General features: G+C 27.5%; 17 protein-coding genes. 14 read left to right on the top strand and 3 right to left on the bottom strand.

Annotated elements, in window-relative coordinates:
• Nucleotides 1–15 precede the first annotated feature (15 nt).
• The 9 genes from aroC (at nucleotide 16) to CRV12_RS01295 (ending at nucleotide 10,620) form a co-directional block, all read left to right on the top strand.
• Nucleotides 16–1,101: a chorismate synthase gene (gene aroC, locus CRV12_RS01335; RefSeq protein WP_136130848.1), complete on the top strand. Its 1,086-nt coding sequence runs from the start codon at nucleotides 16–18 to the stop codon at nucleotides 1,099–1,101.
• 360 nt (nucleotides 1,102–1,461) lie between these two features.
• Entirely contained in the window at nucleotides 1,462–2,676 is a 1,215-nt protein-coding gene (fabB, locus tag CRV12_RS01330; RefSeq protein WP_136130847.1) for a beta-ketoacyl-ACP synthase I, read from the top strand.
• 219 nt (nucleotides 2,677–2,895) lie between these two features.
• Complete coding sequence (locus CRV12_RS01325) at nucleotides 2,896–4,044, top strand: 4-phosphoerythronate dehydrogenase (RefSeq protein WP_136130846.1); 1,149 nt, start codon at nucleotides 2,896–2,898, stop codon at nucleotides 4,042–4,044.
• Nucleotides 4,045–4,353: 309 nt separating this feature from the next.
• A complete protein-coding gene (gene truA / locus CRV12_RS01320) occupies nucleotides 4,354–5,154 on the top strand; it encodes a tRNA pseudouridine(38-40) synthase TruA (protein WP_420022059.1) in 801 nt (266 codons plus the stop codon).
• Between the two features lie 174 nt (nucleotides 5,155–5,328).
• Nucleotides 5,329–6,249: an acetyl-CoA carboxylase, carboxyltransferase subunit beta gene (accD, locus tag CRV12_RS01315; RefSeq protein ID WP_136130845.1), complete on the top strand. Its 921-nt coding sequence runs from the start codon at nucleotides 5,329–5,331 to the stop codon at nucleotides 6,247–6,249.
• Between the two features lie 42 nt (nucleotides 6,250–6,291).
• Nucleotides 6,292–7,548 (top strand): bifunctional tetrahydrofolate synthase/dihydrofolate synthase, encoded by a 1,257-nt coding sequence (gene folC / locus CRV12_RS01310; RefSeq protein ID WP_136130844.1) that lies wholly within the window; start codon nucleotides 6,292–6,294, stop codon nucleotides 7,546–7,548.
• A gap of 379 nt (nucleotides 7,549–7,927) precedes the next feature.
• Nucleotides 7,928–8,440 (top strand): CvpA family protein, encoded by a 513-nt coding sequence (locus CRV12_RS01305; RefSeq protein WP_136130843.1) that lies wholly within the window; start codon nucleotides 7,928–7,930, stop codon nucleotides 8,438–8,440.
• A 12-nt stretch (nucleotides 8,441–8,452) separates the two neighbouring features.
• Nucleotides 8,453–9,970 carry an amidophosphoribosyltransferase gene (purF, locus tag CRV12_RS01300; protein WP_136130842.1) on the top strand — a complete coding sequence of 506 codons (1,518 nt, stop codon included), beginning with the start codon at nucleotides 8,453–8,455 and terminating at the stop codon, nucleotides 9,968–9,970.
• 77 nt (nucleotides 9,971–10,047) lie between these two features.
• The gene (locus tag CRV12_RS01295; RefSeq protein ID WP_136130841.1) at nucleotides 10,048–10,620 is read left to right on the top strand and encodes a UbiX family flavin prenyltransferase; all 573 of its coding nucleotides are present in this window, start codon (nucleotides 10,048–10,050) and stop codon (nucleotides 10,618–10,620) included.
• A 33-nt stretch (nucleotides 10,621–10,653) separates the two neighbouring features.
• Here CRV12_RS01295 and pta read toward each other — a convergent pair whose 3' ends face one another.
• The 3 genes from pta to CRV12_RS01280 all read right to left on the bottom strand — a co-directional run bounded on the left by pta (nucleotide 10,654) and on the right by CRV12_RS01280 (nucleotide 15,567).
• A complete protein-coding gene (gene pta, locus CRV12_RS01290; RefSeq protein ID WP_136130840.1) occupies nucleotides 10,654–12,774 on the bottom strand; it encodes a phosphate acetyltransferase in 2,121 nt (706 codons plus the stop codon).
• 62 nt (nucleotides 12,775–12,836) lie between these two features.
• On the bottom strand, nucleotides 12,837–14,039 hold the full coding sequence (locus CRV12_RS01285) for an acetate kinase (RefSeq protein WP_136130839.1): 1,203 nt from the start codon (nucleotides 14,037–14,039) through the stop codon (nucleotides 12,837–12,839).
• Nucleotides 14,040–14,352: 313 nt separating this feature from the next.
• Nucleotides 14,353–15,567 (bottom strand): pyridoxal phosphate-dependent aminotransferase, encoded by a 1,215-nt coding sequence (locus tag CRV12_RS01280; RefSeq protein ID WP_136130838.1) that lies wholly within the window; start codon nucleotides 15,565–15,567, stop codon nucleotides 14,353–14,355.
• A gap of 542 nt (nucleotides 15,568–16,109) precedes the next feature.
• Between CRV12_RS01280 and ndhC the strand changes: the two genes are divergently transcribed.
• From ndhC to nuoF, 5 genes are all read left to right on the top strand, one after another.
• Nucleotides 16,110–16,496, top strand: coding sequence for an NADH-quinone oxidoreductase subunit A (gene ndhC, locus CRV12_RS01275; RefSeq protein WP_136130837.1), 387 nt, complete (start codon nucleotides 16,110–16,112; stop codon nucleotides 16,494–16,496).
• A 100-nt stretch (nucleotides 16,497–16,596) separates the two neighbouring features.
• Nucleotides 16,597–17,274, top strand: coding sequence for an NADH-quinone oxidoreductase subunit B (locus CRV12_RS01270; protein WP_136130836.1), 678 nt, complete (start codon nucleotides 16,597–16,599; stop codon nucleotides 17,272–17,274).
• A gap of 87 nt (nucleotides 17,275–17,361) precedes the next feature.
• Entirely contained in the window at nucleotides 17,362–19,161 is a 1,800-nt protein-coding gene (gene nuoC / locus CRV12_RS01265) for an NADH-quinone oxidoreductase subunit C/D (protein ID WP_136130835.1), read from the top strand.
• 2 nt (nucleotides 19,162–19,163) lie between these two features.
• Nucleotides 19,164–19,676 (top strand): NADH-quinone oxidoreductase subunit NuoE, encoded by a 513-nt coding sequence (nuoE, locus tag CRV12_RS01260; protein WP_136130834.1) that lies wholly within the window; start codon nucleotides 19,164–19,166, stop codon nucleotides 19,674–19,676.
• A gap of 2 nt (nucleotides 19,677–19,678) precedes the next feature.
• Entirely contained in the window at nucleotides 19,679–20,983 is a 1,305-nt protein-coding gene (nuoF, locus tag CRV12_RS01255; RefSeq protein WP_136130919.1) for an NADH-quinone oxidoreductase subunit NuoF, read from the top strand.
• Nucleotides 20,984–21,035 lie beyond the last annotated feature (52 nt).

Raw genomic sequence — 21,035 nt, 5'->3', positions numbered from 1 at the left:
AATCAAGGAAACAATATGGCAGGCAACAGTATTGGTAAAATTTTTAGAGTAACCACTTTTGGTGAATCTCATGGAATAGCATTAGGTTGTATTATTGATGGAGTTCCACCTGGTATTCCGTTAAGTGAAACATTTATTCAACATGATCTTAATCGTCGTCGTCCAGGACGTTCTCATTATACTACTCCAAGAGATGAATTAGATCAAATAAAAATATTATCAGGAATATTCAATGGTCTTACTACAGGAACTTCTATTGGGTTGATTATTTTTAACAACGATTGTCGATCACAAGATTATAGTAATATTAAAGATTTATTTCGTCCTGGACATGCGGATTATACATATGAAAAAAAATATGGAATACGTGATTATAGAGGTGGTGGACGTTCATCAGCTCGAGAAACTGCTATGCGTGTAGCAGCAGGAGCAATTGCAAAAAAATACTTAAATATGAAATACGGTATTTTAATAAGAGGATATGTTTCACAAATTGGAAATATTAATTGTGAACTTAAAAATTGGAATATTGTTGAAACAAATCCATTTTTTTGTCCAGATGCAGATAAATTAGAGATACTAGATAAATTAATACGTTCTTTAAAAAAAGAGGGTGATTCTATTGGAGCTAAATTAACGATAGTTACTGAAAATGTACCTATCGGTTTAGGTGAACCAGTTTTTGATAAACTTGATGCAGATTTAGCACATGCACTTATGAGTATAAATGCAGTAAAAGGTATTGAAATTGGGGATGGTTTTGCAGTAGTAAATCAACGCGGTAGTCAAAATAGAGATGAAATTAAAATAAATGGTTTTCAAAGCAATCATGCTGGAGGAATTTTAGGAGGTATTAGTAGTGGTCAAAACATTAATGTTAATATAGCTATGAAACCTACTTCTAGTATTACAAAACCAGGAATAACTATTAATAAAAAGGGTAAAGAGGTACAAATAACTACCAGAGGTCGCCATGATCCTTGTGTAGGTATTCGTGCTGTTCCTATAGCTGAAGCAATGATTGCAATTATATTAATGGATCACCTATTAAGGTATCAAGCGCAATGTTTTGACGTAAATTCTTTTAATAATTATAAATAAATATTTTGTTTTATTTTTATTTGTTAGTAATAATTTAGATATATAAATTATTACTAACAAATAAAAATTATTATAATCAGTATTTTTGTAGGTATTTAATAATCTATAATACATGATGTTGTTTCAAAAAACTATCAAATATTTTAGTAAAAAAAATAAAGATAAAACTTATTAATTAAAGATATTTATGTTTATTTACTTTGATACATTACAAATATAGTTGATAAGAATGCTATGTTTATCATTAAAATAAAATGAAAAAATTATTAGATAAAGATTTTTGTTTTTTTACTGTTATAACAATATAAATTATAAGGTAAGTTGCATAATATATTATTTTAAATCAATGAAGGTATTTTAATGAAATCTGCTGTCATTACTGGTTTAGGAATCATTTCTAGTATTGGAAATAATCAAAAAGAAGTATTGGATTCCCTTATTGAAGGACGTTCTGGTATAACTTTTTCTAAAGAAATGAAAGATTCCGGTATGCGTAGTCATGTTTGGGGTGATATTAAATTAGATACTAATGGTTTAATAAATCGTAAAATATCAAGATTTATGAGTGATGCATCTATTTATGCATATCTTTCAATGAAAGAAGCTATTAGAGACTCCAAACTAAATGATGATATATATCAAAATAATCCTCGTGTTGGATTAATTGTTGGTTCAGGAGGAGGATCGCCACGCTTTCAAGTATTTGGTGCTGATGCAATGCGTAGTCCTCGTGGATTGAAAGCAGTAGGTCCATATATTGTAACTAAGGCTATGGCTTCAGGAGTTTCGGCATGTCTTGCTACATCTTTCAAGATTTATGGTATAAATTATTCAATTAGTTCTGCATGTGCTACCTCTGCACATTGTATAGGTAATGCAGTAGAACAAATTCAATTTGGTAAACAAGATATCGTTTTTGCTGGTGGGGGTGAAGAATTAAGTTGGGAAATGGCATGTGAATTTGATGCTATGGGAGCATTATCTATACATTATAACCATATACCAGCAAAAGCATCTCGTACTTATGATAAAAAACGTGATGGTTTTGTTATTGCAGGTGGAGGCGGTATTATTGTAATTGAAGAATTAAAACACGCGTTAAATCGTGATGCTCCTATCTATGCTGAAATTATCGGTTATGCTGCTACATCTGATGGTGTGGATATGGTTAGCCCTTCAGGTGATGGTGCAGTGCGTTCAATGAAGATGGCAATGCAATATATTAAATATCCCATAGATTATTTAAATAGTCATGGTACTTCAACGATAATTGGAGATAAAATAGAGCTGGAAGCAATTCGTAAAGTATTTGGAAAAAGCGTTCCTAATATTTCTGCAACTAAGTCCATAACTGGTCATGCACTAGGTGCAGCTGGAGTACATGAAGTTATTTACTGTTTGTTAATGCTAAAACATGGATTTATAGCACCAAGCATTAATATTGAATCTTTAGATTCATTTGCTGAAGGAATTAATATTATCACTAAAACTACAAAAAAAAACATACAAACTGTTATGTCTAATAGTTTTGGTTTTGGTGGTACTAATGCTACTTTGATTATGCGTAAATACTAATTATAATAATTAAAAAATTTGCGTATTAATTATACATAAAGTATATATAAATTTTGTTATAGAATCAATTATTTTTATAATATATAATATATTATAGTTTTTATTATAAAATTTTCTTTTTATCCAATTAATTAACACTATTCTGTTTAATAATTTTATGTACCATTTAAAAAAATTTTATAAATCCATGATTGAGTAAATTATTCATAGGAAAATTTATTGAAAATATTAGCGGATGAAAATATTGCTTATGTATATGAAATATTTAAAAATACTGGAAATGTATTGAGAGTTCCTAGTAAAAAAATAATTAATAAAGAACTATTGGATACAGAATGTTTGATAATACGTTCAGTTACTAAAATACATAAAAAATTAATAAAAGATACATCATTAAAATTTATTGGTACCGCAACTTCAGGTACTGATCATATAGATAAAGATTTGCTTACAAGATCAGGTATAGCTTTTTCTTCAACTCCAGGATGTAATGCAATTGCTGTTGCAGAATACGTTTTTACTTCTTTATTATTTTTAGCTGAATATAATAATTTCCAAATAAAAGATTTAGTGATAGGTATAATTGGTGTTGGAAATATTGGATCATACCTAAACAAAATTTTAAAAGCTTGGGGAGTAGAAACATTACTTTGTGATCCACCACGTTTTGATAAAGGTGAAAAAGGTAATTTTTATACTTTAAATCAAATCATTGAAAATGCAAATGTTATAACTTTTCATACTCCATTATATAATGAAGGTAAATATAAGACATTACACATGGTTGATAAAAAAATGCTTTTATCTCTTAAGCCAAATACTATTTTAATTAATTCTTGTCGTGGTGCAGTAATTAATAATAAAGAACTTGTTGACGTAATGAAAATAAGGAATGATATAAAAGTAATTATAGATGTATGGGAAAAAGAACCTAGATTATTACATAATTTGCTTAACAGAACGAGTATTGCAACTGCTCATATAGCTGGTCATACATTAGAGGCTAAAATTCGTGCGACTATTAAATTGTATGCAGAATGGTGTAAATTAATAAATAAATCTAATAAATTTCACAAAGATGAGGTGAATATATTTTTATCACAACCAAAATTCAATAATATTATTTTACATGGTAATATCACTCAGTCAGTGTTAAAAAAATTGGTTAGTTTGGTTTATGATGTTTATGTAGATGATAATTTATTGCGTCATGCAATACGTTTAAAATCTTTTTCATTTAATGCATTACGTAATAATTATAGAGATCGTCGTGAATGGTTTTCTCTAAAAGTTGTTTGTGATACATATCAATCTTATAAGATATTAAAAAAAATTGGATTTAATGCTATTTTTCAAGAAAACATATAAATTTCATTTATAATGATTCTTTATGAAAAAAATAACACTGATAGGTTAAATGTTGATATACTTATTTTTAACAAAATTAATTGTATTACGTTTAATTGTAATTTATTACGATTACTAAAAAAAATTTATTTTTTCTTACATTTTAATTTAGATTGTTTTATAAATTGTCTTAATTGCTTATACCAAAAACTTAATAATAACTATATAAATATTTAATATTAATTTAATTAAGTAAATATTGATATATTTGTTATCTATAAAAATCATTATATTGATAAAAATCATTATTAATATGAGGTATTTACGTTATTGTTTCATAAGAAAATAAACAAAATAGCAATGTGTATTGAATACGATGGTAGCCAGTATTATGGTTGGCAACGTCAACAAACAGTACCTAGTGTGCAAGAAACACTAGAAAATGCTTTATCAAAAATAGCGGATCATTCAGTCAATGTTTTCTGTGCTGGACGTACAGATACAGGTGTACATAGCACTGGACAAGTTGTTCATTTTGAAACTAATATTGAACGTAATATTAATGCTTGGATATCAGGTGTGAATTCTAATTTACCTAATAATATTTCAGTGCTCTGGGTTAAAAATGTATCTAGTGAATTCCATGCTAGATTTAGTGCAATTGCACGTAGGTATCGTTACATAATTTATAATTATCCTTTCCGCCCAGCTATCTTAATAAATGGTTTAATGCACTGTCGCCACTCTTTGAATATAAATAAAATGCAATATTCTAGTAGATGTTTATTAGGGGAACATGATTTTTCATCATTTTGTGATTCTTCTCATCAATTAAAAAATTTTGAACGTAATTTAATTCATCTTGAAATAATACGTTTAGGGTGTTATGTGATAATTGATATTAAAGCAAACGCTTTTTTATATCACATGGTAAGAAATATTGTAGGTAATTTAATCGATATAGGTATTGGGAAAAAACCATCATCGTGGATGCAAACACTTTTATCATTAAAAAATCGAATATTTGGATCAGCAACAGCTAGCGCTAAAGGACTATATTTAGTAGAAGTAGATTATCCTAAATATTTTCATTTGCCTAAATTGTCTGTAGGACCATTATTTTTACAATAAATTGATAATTTATAGCAAAAATAGATTATTGCATTTACTTGCATATTTTACTTTATTATGTTCGTAATTAAACAACTAAAGATATTAAGTAAAATATTTTAATATATATTTAATTAAAATAATTGTAATTATAATAAATATAATTATTGATAAATTATAGATGGATTATTATAAATGAGCTGGATTGAACGTATATTAAAAAAAAGTAGAATTACTACTATTATACGTCGTAATAATATACCGGATGGTATATGGACTAAATGTGATAATTGTAATCAAATATTGTATAGTATTGAGTTAGAACGTAATCTCAATGTATGTCCAAAATGTGATTATCATATGTATATAAAAGCAAGAGAACGTCTAAATAGTTTTTTAGATAAAGACAATAAAGTAGAATTAGGTAAGGAATTTGAACCAAAAGATTTGCTTGAGTTTAGTGATTCTAAAAAATATAAAGATCGTTTATTATCCGCTCAAAAAGCAACTGGAGAAAAAGATGCTTTAATTGTTATGAAAGGTCAATTATATACAATTCCGATTGTAGCTGTAGCATTTGAATTCAATTTTATGGGTGGATCCATGGGTTCAGTAGTTGGCTCTCGTTTTGTTCTTGCAGTTGAAGAAGTTATAAAAAATCGCTGTCCATTAGTTTGTTTTTCTGCCAGCGGTGGAGCACGTATGCAAGAATCTTTGATATCTTTAATGCAAATGGCTAAAACTAGTGCTGCAATAGCGAAAATGGGAAATTTAGGATTACCATATATATCTGTACTTACTAACCCAACTATGGGTGGAGTTTCTGCTAGTTTTGCAATGTTAGGTGATTTGAATATAGCAGAACCTAAAGCTTTAATAGGTTTTGCTGGTCCTCGTATCATTGAGCAAACAGTAAGAGAAAAACTTCCATTAGGTTTTCAGCGTAGTGAATTTCTCATTGAAAAAGGTGCTATTGATATGATAATTAAAAGATATCAGTTACGATATAGGTTAGCTAATATTTTATCAAAAATGATTAATTTACCTGCACCGCCGATTGCTAATTATGAAAAATTTAATTTTATAAAACAGTACACAAACAATTATTATAAATAAATATTTTATTTATTAAATATATTTTTTTGAAATAAATTTATTATGAAAAAAATAAAAAACATAAATTCACTAAATTCATGGCTTAATTATCTTGAATATATAAATAATTCAGCATTTTTAGATATAGATGGAATAAAATTAGCAGCAAAACGTTTAAATTTATTAAAACCAAAAGAATTTGTTTTTATTGTTTCAGGTACTAATGGCAAAGGCACTACTTGTCGTATAATGGAAATTCTATTAATAAAATCAGGTTATCGCGTTGGTGTTTACAGTTCACCGCACTTTTTAAATTATATTGAAAGAGTACGTATTCAAGGAAATGTATTAACTGAAGAACAACATGTTAATTCTTTTAAAGAAATTTATAAATTATGCAAGGATATTAAATTAACTTATTTTGAATTTAGCACACTATCAGCATTAAAATTATTTAAAACATCGAATCTTGATGTGCTAATCTTAGAAGTTGGTGTTGGTGGTAGACTTGATGCTACTAATATAATTGATGCTGATATTTCAATCATCACTAGTATAGCTATTGATCATACGAATTTATTAGGTTCAAATAGAGAGAAAATTAGCACTGAAAAAGCTGGGATATTTCGTCCAGGTAAAATAGCGATAGTAGGTGAAGCTGATGCGCCTAATGTTATATCAATAATTGCAAAAAAAAATCAAACAAAACTATTAGAAGTGAATAAAGATTGGAATTTTATACAACAAAATAACAAATGGTCTTTATATGATACATATGGAATGTTAAATTTTTTGCCCATTCCTCATGTTCCTTTATCTAATGCTGCTACCGCTTTAGTAGCTTTGCGTGCTGCCAGATTTAAAATACCTAAAGAACATATTTACAAAAATTTATCAGAGATAAATTTACCTGGTAGATTTCAAACTATATGTTTTTCACCTCGTATCATTCTTGATGTAGCACATAACCCACATGCAGCAAATTATTTATCTTTTCAATTAAAAAACTTACCAAATAAAGGAATGGTACATGCATTAATAGGTATGTTAAAAGATAAAGATATCGAAGGGACTTTAATTGCTTTATCATCTCAAATTGACTACTGGTATTGCGTGACTTTAGATTGCCCTAGAGGATGTAAAGCGGAACATTTTAGATTGTATCTGAAAAATGCAGATATTTTTTCAAATATTAAAGATGCATGGCAAACGATACTACTTAATGTAAAATCACATGATACTATATTGGTATGTGGTTCATTTATTACTGTAACTGAAATTATGAAATTAATGTCAATAAATACAATTTTTAACACTTAAATGATAATATTATCTTAATAGTTATTGAATTTTATGGATTAATAGAAATGATCTTAAAAAATTTTTTTTATATTATTAACTAATCAATATGCTTTATTATGAACAAAAATATTAATATATTCAATTATATTATTTAATAGTTTAGTTAATTCAAATTAACATAATTTTAATTGTAAATTCTTAGTAGAATATTAATATATATTCTTAAGAAAAAATTATTTTCTATTTTATTAGTTAATAGTAATAATCTAATTTTGACTAAATAAATATATTTACATAAATTAAATTTATTGGTCAAAAATCACATATTTTTATGTTGTGTTGTGGATTATATTTTATTTATTGTTAAATAATAAATATTCTTATGAGGTTAGATAATATGAATTGGATTGACTATATTATCATTATGATGATTTGTTCTTCGGTTATTATTAGTCTATTCCGTGGATTTATATATGAAGCGTTATCTTTGACTACATGGATGTGTGCTTTTCTTGTATCTAATGAATCTCACGAATATTTTATGATATGGTTTCCATATTTTCAAGGGAATAATTTAATTAGAAAGATTATTTCTATAATATTACCATTCTTTATTACTATGATTATAGGGACAATGTTAAATCACTTGATAAGAATCATAGTAATAAGAAATGGTTTTTCAAGTACAGATAGGATGCTTGGAATATGTTTTGGGGCAATACGTGGTTTTTTGATAATAGCATTTATTCTTTTTTGCGTAAATATTTGTACTGATATTCCTAAAACTATAGATTGGAGAAAATCTCAATTAATTCCTTATTGTGATTATATAATTAGAATTTTTTTTGATTATTTTAAAACATATCAGGTGTTTCGTATTGATAAAAATATTAAAAATGAATTTTTTTAAGGAAATAGTATAATGTGTGGTGTTGTTGGTATTGTTGGTTTTATGCCAATAAACCAGTCTATATATGATGCATTAACCGTACTGCAACATCGAGGACAAGATGCTGCAGGTATTTGTACTATTGATAAACTAAATTGTTTTCGTTTAAGAAAAGCTAATGGTTTAGTAAAAGATGTTTTCGAAAATAAGCATATGAAATACCTAAAAGGGTGTATAGGTATTGGTCATGTAAGATATCCAACAGTAGGAAATTCAAGTGCCTCTGAAGCACAACCTTTTTATGTTAATTCTCCTTACGGGATTACTTTAGCACATAATGGTAATTTAACTAATGTTCATGAATTACGTAAATATTTATTTGAAAATAGTCGTCGTCATGTTAATACAGATTCAGATTCTGAAGTTTTATTAAATATTTTTGCTCAAGAATTAAGTTATTTGCAACACCGATCCTCTCTTAAATTTAATGATATATTTAAAGCAGTAGCTGCTGTTCACAAGCAAATAAGAGGTGCATATGCTGTAGTATCTATGATCATTGGTCATGGAATAGTAGCTTTTAGAGACCCAAATGGAATTCGACCACTTGTGTTAGGAAAACGTGTTAATAGTCATAATCGTATTGAATATATGGTAGCTTCAGAAAGCGTTGCTTTAGATATGATTGGTTTTACTTTTATCAGAGATATTTTACCTGGAGAAGCAATTTATATTAATCAGCAAGGTAAATTATTTTCTCGTCAATGCGCTAAAAATCCAAAAAATAATCCATGTTTATTTGAATATGTGTATTTTGCAAGACCAGATTCTTTTTTAGATAAAATATCTGTTTATAGTGCCAGAGTAAGAATGGGTACTAAACTTGGAAATAAAATTTCTAGAGATTGGAAAAATTTAAATATAGATGTTGTAATTCCAATTCCGGAAACTTCTACTGATATTGCTTTAGAAATTGCACATATTATTAATAAGCCATATAGACAGGGTTTTGTTAAAAACAGATATGTTGGTCGTACCTTTATTATGCAAGGCAAAAATTTACGTCGTATAGCAGTTAAACGTAAACTCAATACTAATCGTGCTGAATTTACTAATAAAAATGTATTATTAGTAGATGATTCTATTGTACGCGGTACTACTTCAAAACAAATTATAGCAATGGCTCGTGAAGCAGGTGCAAAAAATGTTTATTTAGCATCTGCAGCACCAGAAATTAGATTTCCAAATTTTTACGGTATTAATATGCCAAATTCAACAGAACTTATAGCATATGGACGTGAAGTAGAAGAAATTCGTAAGTTAATAAAAGCAGATGCATTAATTTTTCAAGATCTTGATGATCTAATTGCAGCAGTACGTGAAGATAATCCATGTATTACTCAATTTGAATGTTCAGTATTTAATGGTGTTTATATAACTAAAGACATTAATAAATATTACTTGGAAAATATTCAACTCTTAAATAGAAAAAAAAGTAAAATGTTTTCATATCATGCAGAAAATCTTGAGTTATATAATGAAGAAAACTAAACATTAGTTATTTTTTAATATAATAAATAAAAAAAGACTATTTAATAAATTTAATATTTATAAAGGTCGATGTATTTATGGAACGACTTATTATTGGTATTTCAGGAGCTAGTGGTATCGTTTACAGTTTACGTATGCTTCAAGTTCTAAAAAAAGTAGACAATATAGAAACACATCTTGTGATGAGTCAATCATCATATGAAACTCTAAAAATAGAAAGTAAACTTAACTTACGCAATGTGCAAGATATGGCTAATGTAATACATAATGTTCAGAACATGGCAGCTAGTATTTCATCAGGTTCTTTTAAAACTCTCGGTATGGTGATTTTGCCATGTTCAATTAAAACCTTATCAGGTATTGTTCATAGTTATAGTGATTCATTATTGATTCGTGCTGCTGATGTTATTCTAAAAGAAAAAAGAAAATTAGTGTTATGCTTAAGAGAAACACCATTGCATATTGGACATTTACGTATGATGACTAAAGCTGCTAAATTAGGTGCTATTATCATGCCTATGGTTCCAGCATTTTATCACTATCCTCAAAATATAGAACAAATAATAGATCAAACAGTTAATCGCATTATTGATCAATTCGATATTAAACTATCTGAAGATTTATTTACAAGATGGAATGGTATACAATAAAGAACTGTTATAATATTTTGCATAAATTAGTTATTATTTTATTGTTTGTGTTGATTGGACAGCAGTTAAGGCAATAGTATATATTATATCATCGACAGAAGCACCACGTGATAAATCATTTACTGGTTTACTTATTCCTTGTAACATTGGACCAATAGAAATTAAATTAGCTGAACGTTGTACTGCTTTATATGTAGTATTACCTGTATTAAGATCAGGAAAAATAAATACGGTAGCTTTACCAGCTACTTTAGAATTAGGTGCTTTAGATCTTGCTACATCTTCAATAAGTGCCGCATCATATTGTAAAGGACCATCAATCATTAAATCTGGTCTTTTTCTTTGAGCTAGAATTGTTGCTTTTCGTACTTTTTCAACATCACTACCTATTCCAGAATCACCAGTAGAATAAGATATCATTGCAATACGTGGTTCAATTCCAAAGGCTTTAGCTGAGTCAGCAGATTGAATAGCTATTTCAGCCAATTGCATAGGATTTGGATCTGGGTTGATTGCACAATCACCATATACAAGAACTTGTTCAGGAAGTAACATAAAAAATACTGAAGAAATTAATGAGCTATTAGGTGAAGTTTTAATGATTTGCAATGCTGGCCTAATAGTATGTGCTGTTGTGTGAACAGCACCAGATACTACTCCATCTACTTCATTATTTTCTAACATCATAGTAGCTAATACAATATTATCTTCAAGTTGTTCTCTTGCAACTACTGTAGTCATTCCTTTATTTTTACGTAATTCAACTAGCCTTGATACATATTTCTCTTTTATTGAATTTGGATCAATAATCTTAACCCCAATGTTTAAATTAAATCCTTGTGATTTTGCAATATTTTTTATATCATCAGAACAACCTAATAAAATACAATTAGCTATTTGCCTTTCAACACAGATAGTTGCTGCTTTTATGGTACGTGGTTCATTTCCTTCTGGTAAAATTATACATTTTTTTGCCTTACGTGCTAATTCAGTTAATTTATAGCGAAATGCTGGTGGTGATAAATGATCAATCGGTTTAGAAATTGATGTTAATGATTTAATCCAATTAGCATTTATAAAATTAGCTATATAATCTTGTGTTTTCTCAATACGATATGTATCGTCAGCTGGTATTTTTATATTTAGTTTCTGTAAATTAAGAGATGTTTGCCAAGTATTAGAATCAACCATAAAAACAGGTAATCCAGTTTGAAAAGCATGCTCACATAATTTAATTATAGATTCATTAACTTGATAGTTACCTGTAAGTAAAATTGCAGCAATTTCTATTCCATTCATAACTGCTAAACAAATTGCAATAATTACCTCTGGGCGATCTGCAGAAGTAACTAATAATGCTCCAGGATGAAAATATTTTACTATGTTAGTTAGACTGTAAGCGCACAAAATTATAGATTTAATTCGACGTGTTTTAATATCACCTTTATTGACAATATTTGCATTAAGATGGTTACATATATCTAATGCTCTAATTTTTATTAGATTATAACTCCATGGTATATAACCAAGTATCGGTAGTGGAATATTTTCAAACAATTTCGTAAAATTTTTATCACTATTTTCAGTAAATTTATGCTCGTTATTAAAAGATTCTGAATAATCATAGCAAATATAATCTTGCTGTTTAATAGGAGCATTTATTTTATTAACTATAATTCCGACTATATTTTTATTTTTTATTCCACCAAAATTATTTAGAATGAATTTAATATGTTCTTTTATTTGTAATGAAGATCTATTACCTTTTGACATTACAAAAACTATTTCTGCATTTATTGCTTTAGCTATTTCATAATTCAATGAAATAGAAAAGTGGTATTTTGTTGTTAATCCTTCAATCAATACTATTTCTGTATTTTTTGAATTAAAGTAATATTGAGATATAATTTCTTCTATTAAAATGTCTTGTTTATTAGAGCTTAATATTGATTCAACAACTTTTATATTTAATGATTGATTTATAGGTATTAAAGTATATTGATTAAATATGCAATCAGATTTATTATTTTGTATGATAGGTCTAAAAAATTTAACACGGAGACCTTCTCGTTCTATAGCTCTAATCAATCCTAAGGTTACACTTTGAAGACCTACGTTAGTATAAATCGGGATAAGCATAATTGCACGTGACAATGTTAAATCCTTAAAGTTTTAAGATCTTAAATATTTTTAATTTAAAACATCTATAATAAATATTATTTTATTAAATTTACTGTTTCTTTAGCAATAATTAATTCCTCATTTGTTGGAATTACTAATGTTGTACGATAATTTTTTTTATTTATATGTCCATATTTACCAAATCTATTAGCTAGATTAAGCTTATAATCTATTTGAAAGTTTAATATTTTTAGCTTTTTTAATATAAAATTTCTTACCATAGCTGAATTTTCTCCAATACCACCCGTAAACACTAATGCATCAAGTCTACCATTCATTAGAGTAGTATAACCACCAATGTATTTTGCTACACGATGACAAAATACATCCATAGCACGTTTAGCTTCTTCTTGTTTTTTATAGTTATTTTCGATATAACGAAAATCATTTGTAATTTCGGTTAAACCTAATAAACCAGATTCTTTTGTTAACAATTTATCTATATCTACCATCTTCATCCCTAATGAATTATATAGAAAAAATATAATTGCAGGATCAATATCTCCACTACGAGTACCCATCACTAATCCTTCTAATGGTGTTAATCCCATTGAAGTATCTATAGATATACCGTTACGGATAGCAGCTATTGAACTACCATTCCCTAAATGACAAGTAATAATATTCAATTTTTTTGGAGTTTTTTTCAACATTTTTGCTGCTTTTTTCATTATGTAAAAATGGCTAATACCGTGTGCTCCATAACGACGAATCCCATGATCTCTATAAAGTTTATATGGTAAAGCATATAAATATGAAGCTTCTGGCATTTTTTTGTGAAAAGTGGTATCAAATACTGCAATATTTTTTTTATCAAGATGAGGAAAACTTTGCTTCATCTCATTAATACCAATTAAATGCATTGGAATATGTAACGGTGCAAAAGAAGTAGCATTTTTAATATTTTCGATGACTTCTTTATTGATAATTACAGAACTATTTATTTTTTTACCACCGTGTACGATACGGTGTCCTATTGCAGTAATTTTATTTAAAAGTTTTGGGTGTTTGCTTATAATTTTTTCAACAATATATTTTAATGTTTCCTGATATGTAATACCTTTATTTAATATTATTTCTTTTTTTTGATTTTTATAATTCCATGTAATTTTTGTTTTTGAAAGATAGCAGAATTCAGCTGTTCCTGAAAGATATTTATTACCTTTATTTGAATTTATTATACTGAATTTGATTGAAGAACTACCACAATTAAGAACTAATATTAATTTATTTGACATAACATATACCTTTACATAAAAAATGAATAAATTTTTATATATAAAAGAAAATAAAATTATATAATAATTTCTTCGTATGAATGCATGAATTATTTAATATTTATTACAATAAAACATAAAATATAGATTTAACTTTGGTTTTAATACGAGTTATTATATAATATTTATTTAAAATCAAAATATTATATTGCTTAAAAATAATCGGATTTTTAATTATCAAAAAAATTTTATTAATCCTAAATAATGATTAGATACATTTTAATCCACATATCTTCATGGATATACTTAAATATAACTTAATTAAGTATATTATTTATTGGTGATAATTTCTTAAAAAACGACCAAATTTATTTATCGCTAACTCCAACTCATTTATACACGGTAATATTACTATACGTATATGATCTGGCCATGGCCAATTAAATGCAGTACCATGCATCAATAAAACTTTTTCTTGTAATAAAAAATCTAGTACCATTTTAAAATCATTAGAAATATTAAATTTCTTAATATCTATACGTGGAAATATATAAAATGAACCTTTTGGTTTTACACAGCTAATACCTGATATATTGTTAATTAAATTATAAGCTAGTTGACATTGCTCATAAAGTCGACCTCCTGGAATAATATTATTATCAATATTATGACATTTTGTAAGTGCTGTTTTAATAGCATATTGCGATGGAACATTAGCACATAATCTCATTGCAGATAGTACTTCTAATCCTTCCATATATCCTTTAGCATATTTTTTAGGCCCATTGATTATCATCCAACCCTGACGAAATCCTGCAATATAAAAATTTTTAGACAGTCCGTTAAAAGTAACAGTAATAAGATCAGGAGCTAAAGAAGCTACTGAATAATAATTAATTTTATTAAAAATTATTTTGTTATAAATCTCATCAGAAAATATAATTAAATTATACTTACGTGCTATTTCTATTATTTCAATTAATATTGATTTATTATACACAGCTCCTGTAGGATTATTTGGGTTTATAATGACAATTCCCTTAGTATTTTTTGTAATTTTATTTAAAATATCATTAGTATCAGGAAACCAATCTGATTGTTCATCACATAAATAATGTACAGGTTTACCATTTGCAAATAGTATAGCTGCTGTCCAAAGAGGGTAATCAGGAGCTGGTACTAATATTTCATCACCATTATTTAAAAGTGCTTGTATTGATTGAATAATTAATTCAGATACACCGTTACCAATATATATGTCTTCAATATTGAAATTTTTTATATTATTTCTGTAATAATAATCCATAATTGTTTTTCGTACTGAATATAACCCTTTAGAGTCACAATAACCTTGAGCATCTTTTAAATGATTTATTGTATCAATTATAATATCATTAGGCGGCTTAAAATTAAAATAAGCAGGATTACCTATATTTAATTTTATTACTTTATTTCCTTTTTCTTCAAGAATTAAAGCCTTTTTTAAAAGAATTCCACGTATATCATATTTCACATTTTTTAATCTGTCAGACTTATTAATTAAAAACATCTTTAGTTACCGCGAAAAATATTAATTATCTAGTAATATAGTATAAATATTTAAAATTTTTGTTTTAATATATTTACTAAATTTAGTAAATAATTACATTAATACTTTGTTATTCATATAATAAGGCCATTAAATAATTTTTTTCTAATTGTTATATTAATGTATGATATGTCTAATAAAAAATTGTAATAACTATAAATATTTAAGATTTATTTCACAAAAATTATTACTGAAAATATTTTATATCTTATGTTATAAGAAATGAGCTTGCTCAATAAAGCAAATAAATATTTTTGTAAAAAATTTACCTGTTAAATTAAAGTTCTTTTTTAAAAGGTAATATAATTATAAAAACATCGATAATTTTTATTGATATCATAAATATAATTATTAAAAATATTGGACGATTATATGTTTATTTTAACTTTAACAAGACAAAAATTATTAAAATATTTAACATATTTATTATTTAATATTCAAGTTTATTTTAAATGTTAAGCATATACTATCCTCTAAACATAGGAAGGAATTAATTAAATATTATGTCAACAAATAGTGAAATTGTTGCTCAAGAATGGGCTTTCATGATTTTTATTTTTATTATATTTTCTTTATGTATTTTTATGATATTTGGAGGTTGGTTCTTAGGTGGAAAATCAATTGGACGTTATAAAAATACTCAATTTGAATCCGGTATTAAATCAGTTGGTAATACTAATATTTGTCTGTCAATACAATTTTATTTAGTTGCTATGCTATTTGTAATTTTTGATGTTGAAGCTCTGTTTCTATATGCATGGGCTATTTCAGTCAGAGAAAATGGTTGGATTGGTTTTGTAGAAGCTTCAGTTTTTATTATATCAATTTTATTGTGTTTAATATATCTTGTAAAATTTGGAATATTCAATCGTACTCCTAAATATCGTTAAAAACTAAAAAATAATAAAAATTAAAGTTAATATTATTTTATGATTTACAAAAAATTAATTATCTAAAAAATAAAAATATTGAATATGGATAAATATTACTATGGATTATACTTTAACAAAAATAAGTCTTAAAAGTAATGAAAATGATCATTACCCTTTGCAAAAGAAAAAAATTGTTAATGATCCTTTAAAACAAAATATTAATCATAATATTTGTATGGGAAAACTGAAACTTGTTTTAAATAATATAGTTAATTGGGGTAGAAAAAATTCTCTTTGGCCTTACAATTTTGGTCTTTCTTGTTGCTATGTTGAAATGACTACATCTTTTACTTCAATTCATGATGTTGCAAGATTTGGTTCAGAAGTAATGCGTTCATCTCCACGTCAAGCTGATTTTATGGTTATAGCAGGTACTCCTTTTATAAAAATGGTTCCAGTGATTCAACGTTTATATGATCAAATGTTAGAACCTAAATGGGTTATTTCTATGGGATCTTGTGCTAATTCTGGTGGTATGTATGACATCTACTCAGTAGTTCAAGGTGTTGATAAATTTCTTCCAGTTGATATTTATATTCCTGGTTGTCCACCTCGTCCTGAAGCTTATATACATGCATTGAGGTTACTCCAGAAATCAATTGGAAAAGAACGTCGTCCATTATCTTGGACAATAGGAGATCAAGGAATTTATCGTGCTAATATGCAATCTGAAAAGGACAGAAAACATAAAGAAAATATTTCCATTATAAATTTACGATCACCTGATAAAATTTGAAATATATTAATAAAATATTTTATTTTTTTGACATACAATTATAATCCTATTAATTAATTTGCTATAGGTTAAAGTGGTGATCAGTTTATGATAAACTTATCGACAAAAGACCTAATACCGCCTTTACAACGAACTCAAGATCATTTGAATGATCCTATAACTAATGATCTATATAATCATTTTGGGTCTAATTGTTTCATAATACAAGCTACTAAAATTGGATCTTTGGTTTTATGGGTTAAAAGAGAAAATTTATTAAAGATAATTAAATTTTTAAACAATTTATCTAACAGATATATAATGTTATATGATCTACACGGCATAGATGAAAGGTTACGTACTCAACGAAATAATCTTCCTGATGCTGATTTTTGTGTTTTTTATCACTTATTATCTATTGAACGTAATAGAGATATAATATTAAAAGTAGCTTTATCTGAAAATGATTTACATTTACCAACTATTACAAATATTTTTCCTAATGCTAACTGGTATGAACGTGAAACATGGGAAATGTTTGGTATCATTTTTGATGGTCATCCACATTTAGTAAGAATTATTATGCCAAAGAACTGGGAAGGTTATCCCCTACGTAAAGATTATCCAGCACGTGCTACTGAGTTTGATCCTTTTGTTCTTACAAAGAATAAGGAAGATCTACAAATGGAAGATCTTACTTTAAATCCAGAGGATTGGGGTATGAAGCATCATACTGATAATGAGGAATTTATGTTCTTAAATCTTGGTCCTAACCATCCTTCTGTACATGGTGCTTTTCGTATTTTTCTTCAATTAGATGGTGAAGAAATTGTTGATTGTGTTCCTGATATAGGATATCACCATCGTGGTGCAGAAAAAATGGGAGAACGTCAATCATGGCATAGTTATATTCCTTATACGGATCGTATTGAATATTTAGGGGGATGTGTTAATGAAATGCCTTATATACTTGCAGTAGAAAAGCTAGCTAGTATTACTGTACCTGATAGAGTAAAAGTAATTCGTATAATGTTATCAGAACTATTTCGTATTAATAGTCATTTACTATGTATTTCTACTTTTATTCAGGATGTTGGTGCTATGACACCTGTTTTTTTAGCATTTACTGATCGTCAAAAGATTTATGATATAATAGAAGCTATTACTGGTTTCCGTATGCATCCAGCTTGGTTTCGTATAGGTGGTGTAGCTCATGACTTACCTAAAGGTTGGGAAAAACTTTTACAAAATTTTCTTGAATGGATACCTAAAAGAATAAAAGAATATAGTACAGTTGCATTAAAAAATAAAATTTTAATGAAAAGATCACAAGGTATTGCTACTTATAATAGAGCAGAAGCATTAGCATGGGGTACTACTGGTACAGGGTTAAGAGCAACAGGACTTGATTTTGATATAAGAAAATGGCGTCCTTATTCTGGTTATGAACACTTTGATTTTGAAATTCCAATCGGGTCTGGAATCAGTGATGCTTATACTAGAATTCAATTAAAGATAGAAGAAATATGGCAATCATTATCTATTTTAGAACAGTGCTTAAAAAACATGCCTCAAGGAGCATTTAAAGCAAATCATCCATTAACTACTCCTCCACCTAAAGAAAAAATGTTACAACATATAGAAACGCTTATTACACATTTTCTTCATGTTTCTTGGGGTCCTATTATGCCTGTTAATGAATCATTTCAAATGATTGAAGCTACTAAAGGAATAAATAGTTACTATTTAATCAGTGATGGTGGTACAATGAGTTATCGTACACGTATACGTACTCCAAGTTTTCCACATCTTCAACAAATACCTTCAGTGATTCGTGGAAGTTTAATATCTGATTTAATTGTTTATTTAGGTAGCATTGATTTTGTTATGTCAGATGTGGATAGATAATTATGCGTGATAATATACCTATTAGAACAATATATTCAAATGAAATGTTTGTATTAAGTGAAGAAGAACGCTGTTTTATTGAAAAAGAAAAAAATTTTTATGAAAATAGCCGTTCTGTATGCATAGAAGCATTAAAAATAGTGCAAAAAAAACGAGGTTGGGTATCTGATAATGAAATTAAAGCTATCGCTGAAATATTAAGTATTCCTTCTAGTGAAGTAGAGGGGGTGGCTACATTTTATAGCCAAATTTTTAGAAAACCAGTTGGTCGTAATATAATTCGTTATTGCGATAGTGTTGTCTGTTATATTAACGGTTATAAAAATATTCAGTTAAAATTAGAACATAATTTAAATATTAAACCTGGCCAAACCACTATAGATAATCGTTTTACTTTATTACCTGTTTGCTGTTTAGGTAATTGTGATAAAGGACCAGTCATTATGATCAATGAAGACACTTATATTAAATTGAAAATAGAAGATATTGGTACTTTATTGGGAAAATACAAATGAAAATAAAAAAAATTATTTGTACCCCTGAAACACATCCTTTAACTTGGCGGTTACGTGATGATAAACAACCAATTTGGATTCATGAATATCGTAAGTTAAACGGATATTTAGGAGCTCAAAAAGCTCTAAAACAAATGGAACCTAACGAAATTATATCTATTGTTAAAGAATCAGGTTTGAAAGGACGCGGGGGAGCTGGTTTTTCTACAGGTTTAAAATGGAGTTTAATGCCACAAAATAATTCAATTAACATACGTTATTTAATATGTAATGCTGATGAAATGGAACCTGGAACCTACAAAGATCGTTTGCTTATGGAACAAATACCTCATCAGTTAATTGAAGGTATGTTAATTACTGCATTTGCATTAAGAGCATATAGAGGTTATATTTTTTTGCGTTTCGAATATATTGAAGCAGCAGCTAATTTACATCGTGCTATTATCGAAGCAAATGAAGCAAAATTTTTAGGTAAAAACATTTTTGGTACTAATTTTAATTTTGAATTAATTTTACATACAGGTGCAGGCCGTTATATATGTGGAGAGGAAACAGCATTAATTAATTCATTAGAAGGCAAACGCGCTAACCCTAGATATAAACCACCATTTCCAGCAAATATAGGTTTTTGGGGTAAACCAACTTGCATTAATAATGTAGAAACATTATCAAATATACCAGCTATTTTATTAAATGGTATTAAATGGTACAAAAATATTTCTCATAGTGAAGATACTGGTACCAAAATCATGGGTTTCTCTGGCCGAGTGAAAAATCCTGGAATATGGGAATTACCTTTTGGTATTACAGCTAGAGAACTGCTTGAAGATTATGCCGGAGGTATGCAAGATGGTTTAAGTTTTAAAGCTTGGCAGCCTGGCGGTGCTAGTACAGATTTTTTAACCGATCATCATTTGCATCTGCCTATGGAATTTTCTAGCATTAGTAAAGCTGGTAGTCGTTTAGGAACTGCTATGGCTATGGCTGTAGATAATAAAATTAACATGGTTTCTTTGTTAATTAACATTGAAGAGTTTTTTTCTAGAGAATCTTGTGGTTGGTGTACACCTTGTCGTGAGGGTTTACCATGGACTGTAAAAATTTTACGAGCTATAGAAAACAAAAAAGGTCAACCAGGAGATATAGAAATGTTACAACAAATTTGTAATCAGCTAAGTGCTGGTAAAACTTTTTGCGCACATGCTCCCGGGGCTATAGAACCGTTACAAAGTGCAATAAGGTATTTTCGTGAAGAATTTGAAGCTGGTATTTCATTAGTACTCATTACTAATGTTAAATACCAATGATATTTATTATAATATACATTTAATTATATAACAATCTTTATAGATAGAAGAA

The sequence above is a fragment of the Candidatus Pantoea edessiphila genome, assembly GCF_002933315.1.
Classification (GTDB): Bacteria; Pseudomonadota; Gammaproteobacteria; order Enterobacterales; family Enterobacteriaceae; genus Pantoea_C.
Note: the sequence above shows the minus strand (reverse complement) of the source record. Positions and strands in the feature narration are given on the sequence as shown.